16 protein-coding genes and 1 tRNA gene are annotated in these 17566 nt (G+C 69.4%); 7 read left to right on the top strand and 10 right to left on the bottom strand.

Translation table 11 applies throughout. The features are described from left to right. Positions 1 to 6: 6 nt before the first annotated feature. On the top strand, positions 7 to 1974 hold the full coding sequence (locus AB0G50_RS04065) for a glycosyltransferase (protein WP_360102016.1): 1968 nt from the start codon (positions 7 to 9) through the stop codon (positions 1972 to 1974). 630 nt (positions 1975 to 2604) lie between these two features. Here AB0G50_RS04065 and AB0G50_RS04060 read toward each other — a convergent pair. The 5 genes from AB0G50_RS04060 to AB0G50_RS04040 all read right to left on the bottom strand — a co-directional run bounded on the left by AB0G50_RS04060 (position 2605) and on the right by AB0G50_RS04040 (position 6842). Further along, positions 2605 to 3531 carry a glycosyltransferase family 2 protein gene (locus AB0G50_RS04060; protein ID WP_360102014.1) on the bottom strand — a complete coding sequence of 309 codons (927 nt, stop codon included), beginning with the start codon at positions 3529 to 3531 and terminating at the stop codon, positions 2605 to 2607. 3 nt (positions 3532 to 3534) lie between these two features. Further along, the gene (locus tag AB0G50_RS04055) at positions 3535 to 4350 is read right to left on the bottom strand and encodes an ABC transporter ATP-binding protein (RefSeq protein WP_360102012.1); all 816 of its coding nucleotides are present in this window, start codon (positions 4348 to 4350) and stop codon (positions 3535 to 3537) included. Positions 4351 to 4360: 10 nt separating this feature from the next. After that, positions 4361 to 5272, bottom strand: coding sequence for an ABC transporter permease (locus AB0G50_RS04050; RefSeq protein WP_360102010.1), 912 nt, complete (start codon positions 5270 to 5272; stop codon positions 4361 to 4363). A 59-nt stretch (positions 5273 to 5331) separates the two neighbouring features. Further along, positions 5332 to 6195: a class I SAM-dependent methyltransferase gene (locus AB0G50_RS04045; protein WP_360102008.1), complete on the bottom strand. Its 864-nt coding sequence runs from the start codon at positions 6193 to 6195 to the stop codon at positions 5332 to 5334. Between the two features lie 92 nt (positions 6196 to 6287). Next, on the bottom strand, positions 6288 to 6842 hold the full coding sequence (locus AB0G50_RS04040) for a bacterial proteasome activator family protein (protein ID WP_360102006.1): 555 nt from the start codon (positions 6840 to 6842) through the stop codon (positions 6288 to 6290). Positions 6843 to 6955: 113 nt separating this feature from the next. On the opposite strand from AB0G50_RS04040, the gene AB0G50_RS04035 reads away from it, so the two are divergent. Both AB0G50_RS04035 and AB0G50_RS04030 read left to right on the top strand, forming a co-directional pair. Further along, entirely contained in the window at positions 6956 to 8155 is a 1200-nt protein-coding gene (locus AB0G50_RS04035; RefSeq protein WP_360102004.1) for a cysteine desulfurase-like protein, read from the top strand. Positions 8156 to 8168: 13 nt separating this feature from the next. Beyond that, positions 8169 to 8810: a class I SAM-dependent methyltransferase gene (locus AB0G50_RS04030; protein WP_360102002.1), complete on the top strand. Its 642-nt coding sequence runs from the start codon at positions 8169 to 8171 to the stop codon at positions 8808 to 8810. Between the two features lie 20 nt (positions 8811 to 8830). On the opposite strand, the gene AB0G50_RS04025 is transcribed toward AB0G50_RS04030, so the two are convergent. Beyond that, entirely contained in the window at positions 8831 to 9805 is a 975-nt protein-coding gene (locus tag AB0G50_RS04025; protein ID WP_360102000.1) for an NAD(P)H-quinone oxidoreductase, read from the bottom strand. A gap of 57 nt (positions 9806 to 9862) precedes the next feature. On the opposite strand from AB0G50_RS04025, the gene AB0G50_RS04020 reads away from it, so the two are divergent. Both AB0G50_RS04020 and AB0G50_RS04015 read left to right on the top strand, forming a co-directional pair. Next, positions 9863 to 10492 (top strand): GNAT family N-acetyltransferase, encoded by a 630-nt coding sequence (locus AB0G50_RS04020; protein WP_360101998.1) that lies wholly within the window; start codon positions 9863 to 9865, stop codon positions 10490 to 10492. Between the two features lie 80 nt (positions 10493 to 10572). Continuing rightward, on the top strand, positions 10573 to 12099 hold the full coding sequence (locus AB0G50_RS04015) for a M28 family metallopeptidase (RefSeq protein WP_360101996.1): 1527 nt from the start codon (positions 10573 to 10575) through the stop codon (positions 12097 to 12099). Positions 12100 to 12162: 63 nt separating this feature from the next. Here the strand turns inward: AB0G50_RS04015 and AB0G50_RS04010 are convergent, their stop codons facing one another. Then, a complete protein-coding gene (locus AB0G50_RS04010; RefSeq protein ID WP_360101994.1) occupies positions 12163 to 13065 on the bottom strand; it encodes a neutral zinc metallopeptidase in 903 nt (300 codons plus the stop codon). Between the two features lie 549 nt (positions 13066 to 13614). After that, positions 13615 to 15336 carry a bifunctional metallophosphatase/5'-nucleotidase gene (locus AB0G50_RS04005; RefSeq protein WP_360101992.1) on the bottom strand — a complete coding sequence of 574 codons (1722 nt, stop codon included), beginning with the start codon at positions 15334 to 15336 and terminating at the stop codon, positions 13615 to 13617. 127 nt (positions 15337 to 15463) lie between these two features. Between AB0G50_RS04005 and AB0G50_RS04000 the strand changes: the two genes are divergently transcribed. Together AB0G50_RS04000 and AB0G50_RS03995 are read left to right on the top strand one after the other, a co-directional pair. Next, entirely contained in the window at positions 15464 to 15934 is a 471-nt protein-coding gene (locus tag AB0G50_RS04000; RefSeq protein WP_360101990.1) for a MarR family transcriptional regulator, read from the top strand. A 17-nt stretch (positions 15935 to 15951) separates the two neighbouring features. Next, positions 15952 to 16036, top strand: a tRNA-Ser gene (locus tag AB0G50_RS03995). A gap of 76 nt (positions 16037 to 16112) precedes the next feature. Here the strand turns inward: AB0G50_RS03995 and AB0G50_RS03990 are convergent. Next, the gene (locus tag AB0G50_RS03990; protein ID WP_360102324.1) at positions 16113 to 17387 is read right to left on the bottom strand and encodes a tyrosine-type recombinase/integrase; all 1275 of its coding nucleotides are present in this window, start codon (positions 17385 to 17387) and stop codon (positions 16113 to 16115) included. Continuing rightward, positions 17387 to 17566, bottom strand: coding sequence for a helix-turn-helix domain-containing protein (locus AB0G50_RS03985; protein ID WP_360101988.1), 180 nt, complete (start codon positions 17564 to 17566; stop codon positions 17387 to 17389). The genes AB0G50_RS03990 and AB0G50_RS03985 overlap by 1 nt, the downstream gene beginning before the upstream one ends.

The following is a 17566-nucleotide window of genomic DNA, read 5'->3' as shown; positions in this document are numbered from 1 at the left end:
AAATCAGTGACCGAGCAGAGCAGCGCCGCTGCGAAGCCGCAGACGACCAAGCCGGACAACAAGGTCACCGACGTGACGTCGACGCGCGTCGCGGCGCGCGTTGCGGCGATCGACCCCGCGAAGGTGCTCCAGCGGGTCATCCTGCCCCGCGACGAGGACCCGCTGGACGTGCGGCCCCTCTACCTGGACGAGCCGGAGAACGTGCACACGCACGTCTCCTCGCGCCGTTCGGTGACCGTGCCGGCGTCGGCGAAGGTGTCCTTCGCGTCGTACTTCAACGCCTTCCCGGCCTCGTACTGGAAGCGCTGGACGGTGGTCGAGGAGGTCGTCCTCCGGTTGACCGTCAAGGGCGCCGGCCGCGTCGACGTGTACCGCTCGAAGCCCAACGGCGACCCGATCCACCTCGACGGCCGCCCGATCCGCGGCGCGAAGACGTGGACCGACGTCGAGTTCCGGATCAGCCTCAAGCCGTTCGAGGACGGCGGCTGGATCTGGTTCGACGTGTTCACCGACGACTCCACGCTCGACATCCGCGAAGCCGCGTGGACCACCGACCAGGTCCTGCCGCCGCAGAAGGTCGCGATCGGCATGACCACCATGCGCCCGGTCGACGCGGTGATCGCGCTGCGCGCGCTCGGCGAGGACCCGGCCGTCCTCGACGTGGTGCAGAAGGTCTTCGTCGCCGACCAGGGCGCCGTGAAGGTCCGCGACACCGAGGGCTACGCCGAGGCCGTGAAGCTGCTCGGCGACAAGCTCGAGGTGATCGAGCAGGACAACCTCGGCGGCTCCGGCGGCTTCACCCGCGGCCTGTACGAGGCGATCGAGCACACCGACGTCGACCAGATCATGCTGATGGACGACGACATCCGGCTGGAGCCGGACGCGGTGCTCCGCTCGAACGCCTTCGCCCGCGCGTGCGCCCAGCCGGTCATCGTCGGCAGCCACATGCTGAACCTCCAGGCCCGCGCCCGCCTGCACAGCATGGGCGAGGTCGTGGACCTCGGCACGTGCTACTGGCGTGCCGCGCCCGGCGCGCTGACCGACCACGACTTCGCCACCGAGTCGCTGCGCGAGACGGAGGAACTCCACCTCCGGATCAACTCCACCTACAACGGCTGGTGGATGTGCCTGTTCCCCCGCGAGGTCGTGGAGCGCACCGGCTACCCCCTGCCGCTGTTCATCAAGTGGGACGACGCGGAGTACTCGCTGCGCGCCCTGGAACGCGGCTACCCGACGGTCTCGCTGCCCGGCAGCGCCGTGTGGCACATGCCGTGGACGGACAAGAACGACGCCACCGACTGGCAGGCCTACTTCCACACCCGCAACCGCCTGGTGATGGCCGCCCTGCACAGCCCGTACGACATCCGCTCGACGCTGCTGAAGCAGGGCCTGAAGCTCTCCCTGCGCCACCTGCTGTCGATGGAGTACTCGACGGTGGCCGTGCAGCAGAAGGCGATCGAGGACTTCATGGCGGGCCCGTCGAAGCTCTTCGACTCGCTGCGCACGGCACTCCCGGAGATCCAGAAGCTCCGCAAGGAGTACACCGACGCCCAGGTCCTCCCGTCGGCACGGGAGTTCCCGGCCCCCACGTTCGACATGGTCCGCGCCGAGGCGATGCTGAAGCCCCCGACCAACCCGGCCACGATCGCCGCGGAAGCCGCGAAGGCCCTGGTCCACAACCTCCGCGACCCGGAGATCTCGACCACCGAACGCCCCCAGATCAACGTGCCGGCCACGAACGCCCGCTGGTTCCTCCTGGGCAACCTGGACAGCGCCACGGTCTCGAACGCGGACGGCAGCGGCGTAGCCTTCCGCCGCCGAGACCCGAAGGAATTCCGCCAGCTCATGAAGCGAGCAGTCCGCAACTACCGCCGCTTGAGCCAGGAATGGCCAAGGCTGAAGCAGGTCTACCGTGACGCCCTCCCGGAACTGACCTCGGTGGAATCCTGGCGCAAGGTCTTCGAAAACAGGTAAAAAACAGCAAATCGCAAAGGGCGGCGGGAACCCTTCCCGCCGCCCTTTCGCACCCCAAAGCGCCGCAGGGCGCGCAAGCCCAATGCCGTGGCCTCGTGTTCTCCCCGTATGGCCTGGGCGGAGCCCAACCGCATGTGTCAAGGGGGCACATCAAGCGCTACCGCCGCCCAAACTCACAAACCGCCCCCTTGACGCATGTGGTTGCCTTTGGCAGGCCATACGGGGAGAACACGACGCCCTAACCCCCGGAGGCGCTGCCCGTCCGGCGAGGACGCTCTTCAATCCCTAAACCCACCCCAACGCCCACCGGCGCCTAAACAAAATACGCCGCAACCACATGCGAAAAATTCACCACAAAATCGTGCCCCTCAACGGTGGGCACCACCTGCGTATGCCCATTCCGCACCACTTGCAACAACCGCCCCCCAAGATCGACAGCGGTCTCCTCGGACACCCGGACAGTGATCGGATTGGGGTTGGCGGCAAGGTGCAACACCAACTCCCGCCCCCCACGACGCGCTTCAGTAGAATGCATACCCAAAGCGCACCACCACCCGAAGCCCCCCACAACCCAGGTTCACCGACAGCGATTACGCCAACAGCGCAACCCAATCCCGACCCACCAGAACATCACTTGCGAAAGAACCGCTCCCGCTGCCCGAGCCGAACCAACCGCAACCACTCGAGAAACGCCTTGGGATCCCGCCGGACCCCGATAAAATACAACCCGAACCGAAAGACCTCCAACAGCCCCAACTTCCGCATCCCGGGCTGCGACAACAAATACCCACGATTCCGGTAGGTGTAATACCGCTTAATCGGATTCTCGGGATCCTGGGCGTGGAACCGCCCACCCAGCATCGGCTTGAACTCATCCGACCCGTCAGGATGCAGATACGTAACCTTCAACGAGGTCCCGAACGGCAACCCGGACCGAACCAGCCGCCGATGGATCTCGACCTCGTCCCCCCGGAAGAACAACCGATAATCGGGAACCCCGATGACATCCAAGGTGGACGCCCGAAACAACGCCCCGTTGAACAACGAGGCAATCCCCGGCAAGAAATCGGCCCCAAGCGCAGCCGCATCCCGCTTCCAGGTCAACCCGCGCCGCAACGGAAACGCCAACTTCTCCGGCCGCTCGATATTGGCCACCACCGGCGAAACGGCGGCCAACTTCCGCCGCTCGGCCTCGTCCAACAACACCCGCAACACGGTCTCGTCGGCCGGCCGCCCGTCGTCGTCGGCCAACCACAACCACTCCGCGCCCAACGACAACGCGTGCAACATCCCCAACGCGAACCCGCCGGCCCCACCGAGATTCCGGTGCGACACCAGGTAGGTCGTGGGAATCGGACACTGCTCGACCAGGTCCGCGACGGGCTGATCGGGCCCGTTGTCGACCACCACGAGGTGGTCGAGCGGCCGGGTCTGCAAAGCGAGCACCTTCAACGAGTCGGCCAGCAACTCACGCCGGTGCCGCGTCACCACGACCCCGACCACGGCCCCCTCCGGCAGTGCCCGTCCCTGCGCCTGTCCCTGCGCGCTCGCGCTCACGACCTACTCGCCACCGTTCCCGCTCAACACGCGGCTCTGGCCGATCCGGTCGAGCGTCTCCTGGTCCAGGTGCTCGAACGGGTCACGCCCCTTGTACGCGGTCACCACCTCGCGCAACGGCCCCTGCATCTTCACCTGACCCTCGTCCATCCAGATCGCGCTGGTGCAGAACTCCACCAGCGCCTCGTCGGAGTGGTTCGCGAACACCAGGAGGCCGGACCGCTTCACGAGGTCGTTCAGCCGGTCCCGGGCCTTGGCCATGAACGCCGCGTCGACCGCGCCGATGCCCTCGTCCAGCAGCAGGATCTCCGGGTTGATGGACGTGACCACGCCCAGCGCCAGCCGGACCCGCATGCCGGTCGAGTACGTGCGCAGCGGCATCGACAGGTAGTCGCCGAGTTCGGTGAACTCGGAGATGTCGTCCACCCGCTTCTCCATCTGCTTGCGGGTCATGCCGAGGAACAGGCCGCGGACCATGATGTTCTCGTAGCCCGACAGCTCCGGGTCCATGCCGACGCCGAGGTCGAACACCGGCGCGACCTTGCCCTGGATCCGCGAACTGCCCCTGGTGGGCTCGTAGATGCCCGAGAGCAGCCGCAGCAGCGTGGACTTGCCGGCGCCGTTGTGGCCGACCAGACCCACCCGGTCGCCGTGCTTCAGCGAGAGGTTGATGTCGTGCAGCGCCTCGATGATCGGGACGCGGCCTTCCGCGCCGATCTTGCCGCCGACCTTGCCGAGGGCGAGCTTCTTCAGCGACCTCGACTTGGCGTCGAAGATCGGGAAGTCGACCGAGGCGTTCCAGACGTCGATGCTGACCATGGATTCCACTTCAGACCCAGTAGGAGACGCGAGCACGGTAGTTGCGCAGGGCCAGGAGCGCGAGCGCCCAGCCGACGACCGTCATCACCAGGACGACCGCCCAGTGGTGCCAGCTCTGCTGGTGGCCCAGCAGGGGCGCGCGGACGATCTCCACGTAGTGGTAGAGCGGGTTGAGCTCGGCGATCAGGACCCGCCAGTTGCCCTCGCCGTTGGTGACCTTGTTCAGCACCCCGGTCGGCCACACGATCGGCGTCATGAAGAAGATCAGGTTGATGAAGCTGTGCACCACGGGCGGGATGTCCCGGAACCGGGTGCTGATGATGCCGAACAGCATGGCCACCCAGACGCCGTTCACGACCAGCAGCGCGAACGCCGGGATCGCCAGCACGATCATCCAGCTGATGCCCGGCTGGTGGATCGAGTCGCCCTCCAGGATGTAGGGCTTGGTCAGCGTCGGGAAGAAGATCGCCTCGACGATCACCAGCACCGCGAGGTTGTGGGCGAAGAACAGCACCTGGCGCCACACCATCCGCAGCACGTGCACGCTGATGGGCGCCGGGAGGTGCTTGATCAGCCCCTCGTTCGCGATGAAGACGTCCGTGCCCTCGGAGACCACGCCGAGGATGAAGTTCCAGATCACGAACCCGGCGGTCACGTACGGGAGGAACGTGGCGAGTTCCTGGTGGAACAGCTGCGAGTACAGCAGGCCCAGGGCCAGTGCCGTGGTGCCCATCGAGATGGTGATCCACAAGGGACCGATGACCGATCGGCGGTAGCGCTGCTTGATGTCCTGCCAGCCGAGGTGGCCCCACAGCTCCCGGTTGCGCCAGGCGTCGCGCACGTCGCCGATCGCGCGCGCGAAGGTACGCGAGTTGGGTGCAGGGGGAGCCGCTGGTCGGTCGACCGTGGAGGAGGGGTGCACGAGGCTTGAGACTACCGGCGACAGGGATGCGGTCCTGCCGCCGGGCGGTCACGGTGAGATCAACCCTCCGTAGAAGGCTCCAACACACTGGTCACCTTCATGACCACCTGTTCGTGGTCGTAGGTGTACCCCTCGTAGCTGAATTCCAGCCCGGAGCGTTCCACGTACTCCGTCCAGGCCTTGTGCTCGTGCTCCTGCCACCCGGGAAAGTTGAAGTATTCGTCAAAGACGATCACGCTGCCCGGCACCAACCGGGGTCCGACCAGCTCCAGCACGGTGCGGGTGGACGAGTAGAGGTCGCAGTCGACGTGCAGGAACGTCACGGGCCCGGGGTGCTCGGCGAGGAAGCCCGGCAGCACGTCGTCGAACCAGCCGACCACGAGTTCGGCGCCGTCCACGTCCGGCAGCCCGTCCACGCTGAACATCCCGGCCGGGAAGCCGTTGCGCCAGTCCTCGGGCAACCCCTCGAACGAGTCGAAGCCGTAGACGTCCCGCCCCTCGCGCGCCTGGGCGATGATCTTGAGCGTGGAACCGGTGTAGACGCCGAACTCCAGCGCCAACCCGTCCCGCTCGACCAGGCCGAGCGCGTGCTCCAGCGTCGCGTGGGGGTGCCCGAACTGCGGCACGGTCGGCATCACGTCGCGGACGAACTTCGCGCTCTGCAACGCCGCCTCGCGCTCGCCGGCGAACACCAGGTCCCGCCGGGTGCGGATCTCGAACTGCCGGGTGCCCTCGGTGATCCGGTCGGCCTGCTGCCGCACCTCCTCGCGGAGTTCGGCCAGCTCCCGCCGCACGCGTTCGAGCTCCTCGGTCTGGGCCCGGTGGTAGGGCCCGACCACGTCTTCGACCGCCTGCATGAGCTTGTCGCGCAACGCTCGCTTGAGGGGATCGGCGCGCAGCGACCGGCGGAGGTTGTCGAGCACCGGTGCTCTCCTTTCGGGGGTGGGGCGACCTGCGGGGAGGGGTGAACGAGACACGGTCGGGCACCACGACCGGTCTTGTCCAGCTTTTCGCGTTACAGGTACTGACCCGTGCCCCGGATGTGAGCACCGCTCTCGTCCGACCCGGCCGCGGACCGACCCGCCGGCAGCGCCCGACCGCCGCCGCCACCGCGCATCTGCTCCAGCTGCACCCGGGCCGCCATCTGCTGGGCGAACAGCGCCGTCTGGATGCCGTGGAACACGCCCTCCAACCAGCCCACCAGCTGCGCCTGCGCGATCCGCAGCTCGGCGTCGGTCGGCGTGCTCTCCTCGGTGAACGGCAGCGACAGCCGCTCCAGCTCGTCGCGCAGCTCGGGCGCGAGCCCGTCCTCCAGCTCCAGGATCGACCGCTTGTGGATCTCCTTGAGCCGGTTGCGGCTGGCCTCGTCCAGCGGCGCGACCCGCACCTCCTCCAGCAGCTGCTTGATCATCGTGCCGATCCGCATCACCTTCGCGGGCTGCTCGACCAGGTCGGTGATCTCCTGGCCCGGTTCCTCGTCACCGGCCGGGATGCGCGCCGAACCCACCGGCGTGCCGTCCGGCCCGACCACCACGACGTGCCGCTCGTTGCCCTCTTGACCCTCGCTCATGGGTCCATCCTGGCCCGATCGGGCGCGTACGGGCGAACCGGGTCGCGGGTGGGCGCCCGGGAGGCGGCAACCCTGCTGTCGGCCGTGCGGGCCTCCTCCGTACGGTGTGCGCCATGGCGTTCGACGTCGCACGGGTCCGCGGTCTGTTCCCCGCGCTCGGCGACGGCTGGGTCCACCTGGACGCGCCGGCGGGCATGCAGGTGCCCGAACAGGTGGCCGCTGCCGTCTCCGCGGCGCTGCGCGCACCCGTCTCCGGACCCGGTGGCATCTTCCCGGCCTCCCAGCGCGCCGAGGCCATCGTGGACGCCGCCCGGCGCGCCATCGCCGACCTCGTCGGCGCCGACCCGGCGGGCGTCGTGCTGGGGCCCAGTTCGGCCGTGCTGCTGCAACGGCTCTCCGACGCCGTGTCCGACTCGTGGTTCCTCGGCGACGAGGTCGTGGTGTCCCGCCTCGACCACCCGGGCAACATCGCGCCGTGGCAGCGCGCCGCGCAGCGCACCGGCAGCGTGGTCCGGTGGGCCGAGGTGGACATCGAGACCTGCGAGCTGCCCGCGTGGCAGTACGACGAGCTGATCACCCCCAAGTGCAAGCTGGTCGCGGTGACCGCCGCGTCCGGCTCCGTCGGCACCCGGCCCGACCTCCGCAAGATCGCCGAGGCCGCGCGCCGGACCGACGCCCTGGTGGTCGTGGACGCCTCGGCCGCGGCGCCGTTCGTGCCGCTGGACATCACGTCGATGAACGCGGACGTGGTGGCCGTGTCGGCGAACACCTGGGGCGGCCCGCCGGTGGGCGCGCTGGTGTTCCGCGACCCGTCCCGGCTCGACCTGCTGCCGTCGGTGGCCGTCGAGCCCGGCGCGCGGGGTCCCGAACGTCTCGAGCTCGGCCCGCACGCCTACCCGCTGCTGGCCGGACTCGTCGCGTCCGTCGAGTACCTGGCCGGGTTGGACGACGCGGCCGTGGGTCCGCGACGCGAACGCGTGCTCACTTCGTTGCGCTCGGTGAAGGCGTACCAGGCCGGTCTTCTGGCTAATCTCATCGGCGAACTGCGCTCGCTGCGGCACGTGATGGTGATCGGCGACGCGATGCGGCGGGTGCCGGCGCTGGCGTTCACCCTCGCCGGGGTGAAGGCCGCGGACGGCGTCGAGCACCTGTCCGACCGCGGCGTGTGCGCGTTCGCGGACTCCGGTCAGCACGGCGTGTTCTCCGTGCTGGGCGTCGGCGAGGTGGGCGGCGCGATCAGAGTGGGGCTCGCGCACTACACGAACGCCGTCGAGGTGGACGAGCTGGTCAGGGCGGTAGCGGAACTGGGCTGAGGCGGGGGAGCCGGTGGACGACTCGGTGGCACGGGAGCTGGCCGACCTCTCCGCGTTGCACCGGCTGGCGCCGCTGATGTCGGAGTACCTGCCGAACACCGCGCACGAACTGCGCCCCGCCGCGCTGGCCGCGGTGGTGGACGAGGTGCTGCTCGGCTCCCGCACGGTCGTCGTGGAGTGCGGCTGCGGCTCGTCCTCGGTGGTGCTGGCCCGGTTGCTCGCGCGGCGCGGTTTCGGGCACCTGCTGTCGATCGAGCACGACGAGCGCACCGCGGCGTTCGTGGCGAGCCAACTGCGCCGCGAGGGCCTCGGCCACGTGGCCCGCGTGGTGCACGCCCCGCTCGCGGGCCACCCGGCGGCGCTGGGCCACTCGCAGTGGTACCACCCGGCCCTGGTCCACGACGAGGTCTCGGGCTTCGTGGACCGGCACGGCCTGGTCGACCTCCTGCTGGTGGACGGCCCGCAACCGGGCGACACCCGCTACCCGGCCCTCCCGGTCCTGCGCGGCGCGCTGGCGCCCGGCGCGGCGGTCCTGGTGGACGACGCCGACCGCCCGGACGAGCAGACCGTCCTGGTCCGCTGGTCCGAGGAGTTCAACCTGCGCTTCCGGACGACACCCAGGACGTCACTCGCCACCGCGACGGCGCTCGACTAGTCCCACCCCGCCCGGCCGGTTCACCCGACCCGCAGCACCACCTTGCCGAACACGTCCCGGCCCTCCTCCAACGCCCGGTGCGCGTCGGCGGCCCGCTCGACCGGCAGCACCTCGTGCACGACCGGCCGCACCCGCCCGTCCGCCACGAGCGGCCACACGTGCCGCACCACCTCGGCCACGATCGCGCCCTTGCCGTCGCGCCCCTCCACCGGCCGGGACCGCAGCCCGGTCGCCGTCACGGTGGCGCGCTTGGCCAGCAGCTTGGCCAGGTTCAGCTCGCCCTTCACCCCGCCCTGCATGCCGATCACCACGAGCCGCCCGTCCGCCGCCAGCACGTCGACGTTGCGCTTCAGGTAGGCGCCGCCCATGTTGTCGAGCACCACGTCCGCCGAACCGACCTCGGCCACGAAGTCCTGGTCGCGGTAGTTCACCAGCACGTCCGCGCCCAACTCCGCGCACCGCGCCAACCGCTCCGCCGACCCCGCCGTCACCGCCACCCGCGCGCCCAGCGCCTTGGCCACCTGGATCGCGTGCGTGCCGATGCCGCCCGCGCCGCCGTGCACCAGGAACGTCTCGCCCGCGCGCAGCCCGGCCCGCATGACCACGTTCGACCACACCGTGCACGCCACCTCGGGCAGCGCCGCGGCGGTCACCAGGTCCACGCCGGCGGGCACCGGCATCACCTGGGCCGCGGGCACCGCCACCCGGGTCGCGTACCCGCCGCCCGCCAGCAGCGCGCACACCTCGTCGCCGACCCGCCACCCCTCGACGCCCTCGCCGAGCGCCGCCACGACACCGGAGCACTCCAGGCCCGGCACCTCCGAGGCGCCCGGCGGCGGCGGGTAGTGGCCCTGGCGCTGGAGGAGGTCCGCGCGGTTGACGGCGGTGGCGGCCACGTCCAGCAGCACCTCGCCGGCCGACGGTTCGGGATCCCGAACCTCCGACCACTCCAGCACGTCCGGTCCGCCCGGTTCCCGAATGGTGATCGCACGCATGGCACCGACGGTAAACCGGTCGACCGGCCGCCACCGAGCCGGGCACCATCGGCCGGCATGGACCCCTGGCCGTTCACGGATCTCGTGCTCACCACGCCCCGGTTGGAACTGCGCCCCGACGACGACGCGGGCCTCCGCGAACTCGCGGACGTCGCCGCTCAGGGCGTGCACGACCCGGCCGTGATGCCCTTCGGGTTCGCGTGGACCGACCTGCCCGAGGCCGAACTGGGAATCGGGATGCTCCAGTTCCACTGGGGCCGAAGGGCCGCACTGCGCGCCGCCGACTGGACGCTGAACTTCGTCGTGCGGATGGACGCACGGGTGGTCGGGATGCAGAGCGTGTCGGCGCGGGATTTCGCGCAGTTGCGCGAGGTGGACACCGGTTCCTGGCTCGGTCTTCGTTACCAGGGGGTCGGAATCGGCACGGAGATGCGGGCCGCCGTACTGCTTTTCGCCTTCGACCACCTCGGCGCGCACACCGCGCGGTCGTCCGCGTTCACCGACAACCCGGCCTCGATCGCGGTGAGCCGCAAGCTCGGCTATCGGGAGAACGGGACATACACGCTGGTCCGCCGAGGACAGTCGGCTACCAACACCCGGTTCGCTCTCACGAACGAGACCTTCGTCCGGCCCGATTGGGTACTTCGAGTCGAGGGAGCAACACCCTGCGTGCCTCTGCTCATGTGATGGGAACCCGCCGGTCGACGGATTGTTTTTCCCTTCCCGAATTGTGAGGGTTCGGCATCCGAGTGAAGGGGAACCCGCTCATGTCTGCAAGATCCGGGATTCGACGCGTGGCGGTGCTCGCGGCGTCCGCGTCCCTGGCCCTGATCGCCGTGCCGGCCGCCGACGCGGCGCCCGCGCTCGACGGGCCCGCACTGGCCAAGAAGCTCACCAAGGACGTCACGGTGGACGGTGTGAACCGCCACCTGATCGCCCTCCAGCGCATCGCGGACCGCAACAACGGCACCCGCGCGGTCGGCACCCCCGGCTTCGAGGCCAGCGTCGACTACGTCGCGGGCAAGCTGCGCGGCGCGGGCTTCGACGTGTCCACGCCGGAGTTCACCTACCAGGTCCAGGTCACCGACGCCGCCGTGGCCAAGGTGGGCACGACGACCTACGAGAACATCCCGCTGACCTTCTCCCCGCAGACGCCCGTCGGCGGCGTCACCGGCACGCTGCGCGCGGTGCCCGAGGACGCGACCCCCGGCTGCGAGGCCGAGGACTTCGCGGGCCAGGACTTCACCGGCTCGATCGCGCTGATCCGGCGCGGCGGCTGCACGTTCGACCTCAAGCACCGCAACGCGGCGGCGGCCGGCGCGATCGCCGTCGTCATCGCGAACAACGTCGACGGCAAGCTCTCCGGGGTCACCCTCGGCCAGCCCGGCGTCGTCCCGACCGGCGGCGTCTCCAAGGCCGACGGCACCACCCTGTTCGGCAAGGCCGGCCAGTCGATCACCGTCGACCTGCGCTTCCACCAGCAGGACAAGGTGGCGCGCAACGTGATCGCGCAGACCAGGACGGGCCGCAAGGACAACGTCGTGTTCTCCGGCGCGCACCTGGACAGCGTCGAGGCGGGCCCGGGCATCAACGACAACGGCTCCGGCTCGGCCGGCCTGCTGGAGACCGCTCTCCAGCTCGGCGGCTCGCCGAAGGTCAACAACGCGGTCCGCTTCGGCTGGTGGGGCGCGGAGGAGCTCGGCCTGCTCGGCTCCACCGCGTACGTCAAGTCGCTGACCTTCGAGCAGCAGCTGGACATCGCGCTGTACCTGAACTTCGACATGATCGGCTCGCCGAACGCGGCGTACTTCGCCTACGACGGCGACGACTCCGACGCCACCGGCGCGGGCCCCGGCCCGTACGGCTCGGGCCAGATCGAGAAGGCCTTCGTCGACTACCTGACCCTGGAGAAGAAGGTCCAGGTCGAGGGCACCGACTTCACCGGCCGCTCGGACTACGGCGAGTTCATCGCCCAGGGCATCCCGGCCGGCGGCCTGTTCACCGGCGCCGAGCAGATCAAGACCCCGGCGCAGGTGCTCAAGTGGGGCGGCACCGCGGGTGTCGCGTACGACAAGAACTACCACGGCAAGGGCGACAACCTGGGCAACATCGACCGGGTGGCCCTGGACCGCAACTCCGACGCCCTGGCCTGGGTGACCGCGTCCTACGCGATCAGCACCGAGGACGTGAACGGCGTCCCGGCCCGCGCGTCCCGCGTGAGCGCCCGCATCGCGGCCAAGTCGAGCAAGGCGTTCGCCACGGACGCCCACCACGACCACGACGTGGTGTCCTAGTACGGATCACGCGAAGGGCCGGTCTCCGCAGTCGGAGACCGGCCCTTCCGTCGTTCCGAAGCCTCAGCCGAGGTTGTCCGTGTCGAACGTGTTGCAGCGTGCCGGGTCACCCGTCTGGTACCCGGTCGTGTACCACTTCTGGCGCTGTGCGGACGTTCCGTGCGTGAACTGGGTGGTGTCGACCCGACCGCCGCCCAGCTTCGACTGGATGTAGTCGTCGCCGATCCGGGCCGCCGCGTCCAGCGCGTTGGCCACGTCCTCCTGCGTCACGCCCGTGATGAGCGGCTTGCCCGACGCGGTCGGCACCGAGGTGGCGTGGTTGGCCCACGCGCCCGCGTAGCAGTCCGCCTGGAGCTCCAGCCGCACCGAGCCCGACTTCGGGCCGCTCTCCTGGGTCACCCGGTCCGAGGTGCCGAGCAGGTTCTGGATGTGGTGGCCGTACTCGTGCGCCAGCACGTACGCCTCCACGAACGGGCCGCCGGTCGCGCCGAACTTCGTCTGCAACTCCTGGAAGAAGGTCAGGTCGATGTAGACCTGCCCGTCCGCCGGGCAGTAGAACGGGCCGACCGCCGAGGACGCGTTGCCGCACCGGGTCTGCACGCTGCCGGAGAAGAAGTTCGTCTGGGCGGGCTGGTAGGTGGTGCCGGACCGGGACAGCTGGTCCTTCCAGTACGCCTGGATGGAGTTGATGAACGCCACCGCGCGGCAGTCCGCCTCCCGGTTGGCGTCCGCCCCGGTCTTGCACTTCGTCTTGATGTCCTCCGAGCCCACCTGCTGGCCGTTGCCGACGTCGGAGAACCCGGAACCCGAGGGCAGCTGCACGCCGCCACCGAGCTGCGAGAGCACGAAGTAGATGATCAGACCGACGATGCCCAGACCGCCGCCGCCGAGGGCGACACGGCCGCCGACCCCGCGGGAGTCGTTGACCTGGGATGTGTCGAGTTCGGCGTCCTCGTTGAACTGCACCGCGCGTCCTCCAACCAAGGAACTGCAAGAGCGGCACAACGATAGCCGTGAAAAGCCCGGGTGCGGACCCCGAAGGGCTCCGCACCCGGGCATCTACCGGAATCGTGACTCCCGCGTTCGGGCGAGGGCGGCGCGGACCACGGCCGGCGCCGGTCCTGGAGACGGCGCCTCAGACGTCCACCGTGGTCAACGGCGTTGCGAACGCGCGGTTCGCGCCGGATGCGGCGCGCGTTCTCCGGCCTCTGCGTGACCGCTCACGGTCGCGGGCGAGGCGGCGTGGACCATCTCACCCGCGGGGACGCGGTCGAGCGCGGATCGTCACGTGGGGTTCTTTCCCGCACCGCACCACCTGTCCCTTCCGGGCGTGCCGCTCGGGGCTTGGCTCGGGTTGCCCCGCGCGGCCGGTCCTACCGTCGAGACTGCGCTTGATCGGCCCGCATTGCAACCGCTCGCACCGTCCCTGAACTGGTGAAATCCCCACAATCCGTCCGAGTGGGACGGAGGTTGCACGCGGTGAGCGACGAGCCGCCGCCCACCGCGTGCGACCGACTACGCGGTGGTGGTGATCCGACCCAGCGCCGGGGGCGCGGTGTTCGGGTGGCTGCCCAGGTAACCCGCGAAGGCGTCCAGGTCGATGCCGCCGCCGGTGATGTTCGTGCCGCCGGTGAACGCGCCGAAACCGTCGCCGCCGCCCTGGAGGAAGCTGTTGATCGTGACCCGGTAGCTCGCGGCCGGGTCGATCGGGGTGCCGTTGAGGGTGATGTTCGAGACCTTCGAGCCGATCGCCGCCGACGCCGACCAGGTGTAGGCGAAACCGGCCGACGGCTGGAGGATCGTCTGCTTCACGGCGCCGTTGACCAGCGACCACTGCTGTTCGAGCGCGGCCTTGATCTGCGTGCCGGTCAACGTGACGGTCTGGAGGATGTTGCCGAACGGCTGCACGGTGAACGCCTCGCCGTAGGTGACCACGCCGTTGCCCTCGCCCGCGGGCGAGGAGGCGTAGGTCAGGTCGGCCCGCACGCCGCCCGGGTTCATGAACGCGACGACCGCGCCGTTGCCGGTCGTGCCGGCGAGCTGGGAGTCCGCGATCAGGTTGCCCAGCGGCGACTCGCCCGCCGGGTTCTGCGCCCGCACGACGTCCGCGGCGATGGTGCCGACCTGCTTGTTCGCGATCGGGCCGGACTTGGACTTGGCGAGGTCGATCACGGCCTGCACCTGGGCGTCCGGCGTGACGTCCTTGGTCACGACCTTGTTGGTCGCCTTGGTCGCCGAGCGCACCACGTCGCGGGTCCGCTTGTCGATCTTCAGGTCGACCACGGACAGCTCGCGGCCGAACGCCAGGCCCTCGATGAACGGGCGCGGGTTGCCCGCCGGGTCCTTCACGACGCAGTTGTAGTTCTGGTGGCTGTGACCGGAGAACACCGCGTCGATCTTCGGGCTGACGTGCTCGGCGATGTACCGGCCCGGACCGCCCTCGGCGGTCTTGCAGTCGTCCGGCGCGCTGATGCCCGCCGTGTTGTCGCCCTGGTGCACCAGCAGCACGATCGACTTCACGCCGAGCCAGTTCAGCAGGTCCGCGTACTTGTTCGCGGCGGCGATCTCGTCGCCGAACTTGAGGTCCTTGATGCCGTTGGGGTCCACCAGGATCGGCACGTCCTTCAGCGGCATGCCGATGAAGCCGATCGGGACGCCCTCGCGGTACTCGACCCAGAACGGCGGCAGCGCGGGCAGGCCGTTCTTGGCCAGCGTCACGTTCGCGCCGAGGATCGGGAAGTTCGCGCCCTTGTACTTGTCGCGGAACTGGCAGCCGTCGGTCGGGTGGCACCCGCCCTTCTGGATGCGCAGCAGTTCCTTGTAGCCCTCGTCGAACTCGTGGTTGCCCGCCGCGGTCGCCTCGAGGCCGACGCGGTTGAGGATCTCGATCGTGGGCTCGTCGTGGAACAGCGCGGAGATGATCGGCGACGCGCCGATCAGGTCGCCCTGGCCCACCACGACGGAGTTCTTGACCTCGGACTGGAGCTTCTTGACGTGCGTCGCGTTGTACGCCGCGCCGCCGGCCTCGACCACCGTGCCGTCGGCGAGGGTGACCCGCCCGGACGACCCGGTCGGCGGCTCGATGTTGCCGTGCAGGTCGTTGATCCCGATCAGCCGGACATCCACGGTGCGGGTGTCGGCTTGGGCGGGTGTCTGCGCCAGGGTCAACGACACCGCGGCGGCGGCGGTCACCGCGAGCGCTCCCACGCGCCGGGCGGTCCGTCTGAAGTCGGTCATGGTGGGGGTTCCTCCCAGTGCACGCGGGCGCGTCCAGGCGTGGGAGTTTGCCGGGCCGAGCTGACGCGCACCAGACATCCGCATGGATCGTCCGTTAACTCGACCACGCCGGTTTAACCTGTGCGACGTGACCAAGCAGGGACCGCGGTGGTTGGACGAGGGCGAGATGCGCGCGTGGCGCAACTACGTGGTCGGGGCGTCGATGCTGGCCGACCGCCTGCACCGCGAACTCCAGGACGGCCACGAGGTCTCGCTGGCGGACTACGAGGTCCTGGTCCGCCTGTCCGAGCGCACCGGCCTCCGGATGCGCATGTCCCAACTGGCCGACGAGGTCGCCTCCTCCAAGAGCCGGGTGTCGCACCAGGTGGCGAGGATGGAGAAGGAAGGCCTCCTCCGCCGCCGCGAGTGCCCGGAGGACGGCCGAGGCGTCTTCGCGGAACTGACGGAGAAGGGCATGGAGGTCCTGGCGGGCTCCGCCCCGACCCACGTGGAAGGCGTCCGCACGCACATGATCGACCTGCTGTCGAGGGACGAGCAGGAACTGGTGGCGAAGGTCTTCGACCGGGTCATCTCCCACCTCCGAGGCCTGTCCGGGTAGCCTGCACGGCGCACACGGGAAGCGTGGCAGAGCGGCCGAATGCACCCGCCTTGAAAGCGGGAGACGGGCAACCGTCCGGGGGTTCAAATCCCTCCGCTTCCGCTGGTCAGAGGGGGTGCGGATTGGTGCTGCCACCCCTCCGCACCCCCTCTGTGTAGCAACAGGTGTAGCAACGGCCTCAGCCCAGCTCGACCGCGAGCTTCCGCAGTGCCTCCCGCTTGTCCTGGAGGCTGACGGATCCGTAGATCGTCATCGTCACGGCGATGTCCGAGTGTCCGGCGATGTCCCGCACGATGTGCGGTGGCACGCCCAGCCGGAGCAGCAACGTCACGCACGAGTGCCGCAGGTCGTGGAACCGGACCCCGTCGAGGCCCGCACGCGTGCGCAACGGGTACCAACTCGCCCGCAGGTAGGTCGGATCGATCGGCCCACCCTGCAAGCTCGTGAAGACCAACCCGGAGTCTTCCCAGCCTTCCGCCGCTTCGGCTTCGTCGTCCTGGCGGTCCCAGTGCTCGACCAGCGCTTCCGCGACGAACCCAGGCAGCGGAATGGACCGCTCGGATCCTTCCGTCTTCGGTGGGACGAACACCAACTCCCTGCCGACCCGCTGGAGCGTCTGCCGAATCTGCAAGCTCGGGAAATGCAGGTCCGCGCAGTCCTGGCAGAACTCGTCGGCGTGTTCCGCGCACTTCTCGTCCCAGCCGTCCCAGTCGATGTCCGTCCACCGCAGCCCCAGCAACTCTCCCCGCCGCATCCCGAGGTAGAGCGCAAGGACGTACAGCACCAGCAGCCTGTCGCCCTCGGCCTCCTTCATCAGCTTCCGGGCCTGCTCCGCGTCGAGTCCCCGGTGGACGTCGTAACGGGGTGACCGGACCTGCACCAGCTTGGCGACGTTGCGCGGGACCAGTTCCTCCCGCATCGCGTTCTGGAGCGCGTTCCGAAGCACCGCGTGGATCTGCTGGACAGTCCGGTCGGACAGCACCAGGCGACAGCACTTCCCGACCGCACAGCACCGCCGGGAAGCCTTGGACCGCTTCGCGTCGATCCGCTCCGAGCAGCACCGGCAATCGTGTCGAAGCTTTGTCATGAACGTCCGCACGTCCTGCGCGGAGAGTCGCTGGAGCTTCTTCTTCCCAAGCCCGGGAATCAGGTGTCGCCGCACCACGGTGCTGTACCCCTCCACGGTGCGAGGTCGCTTTGTCGACACGACGTTGTCCACCCAGTAGGTCAGGTACCCCTCAACGGTCCAACCGTCTGTAGAGGTGGGAATCCCCGCGTCGGAATCGGCGATCTTCTTGCGGAGCTTGGCCCACGCCTCGTCCGACGACGTCGCCGCGACGACAACCCTCTCCCGGTGGCCGGTGGTCGTGAGCACGTAGGCAGCGCCGATCCACAGGCCGTCCTTGCGCTGGTAGACCGACCCCTCACCGTTCGACCTCCTGGACCGGGCCATCACGCGGCCTCCCCGACCAGGCGGGACAGGTAGTCCCGGACCGAACTCACCGGAACACGACGGCTACCGCCGATCTTGACCGACACCAGCTCGCCGGACCTGATCAGGTCGAACACCTTCGTCCGACCGATCCGCAGTGCACGGGCGACTTCTTCGACCCTGTAGACCATGTCGTTCAT

The organism is Actinosynnema sp. NPDC020468 (assembly GCF_040642015.1).
Taxonomy (GTDB): Bacteria; Actinomycetota; Actinomycetes; order Mycobacteriales; family Pseudonocardiaceae; genus Actinosynnema.
Note: the sequence above shows the minus strand (reverse complement) of the source record. Positions and strands in the feature narration are given on the sequence as shown.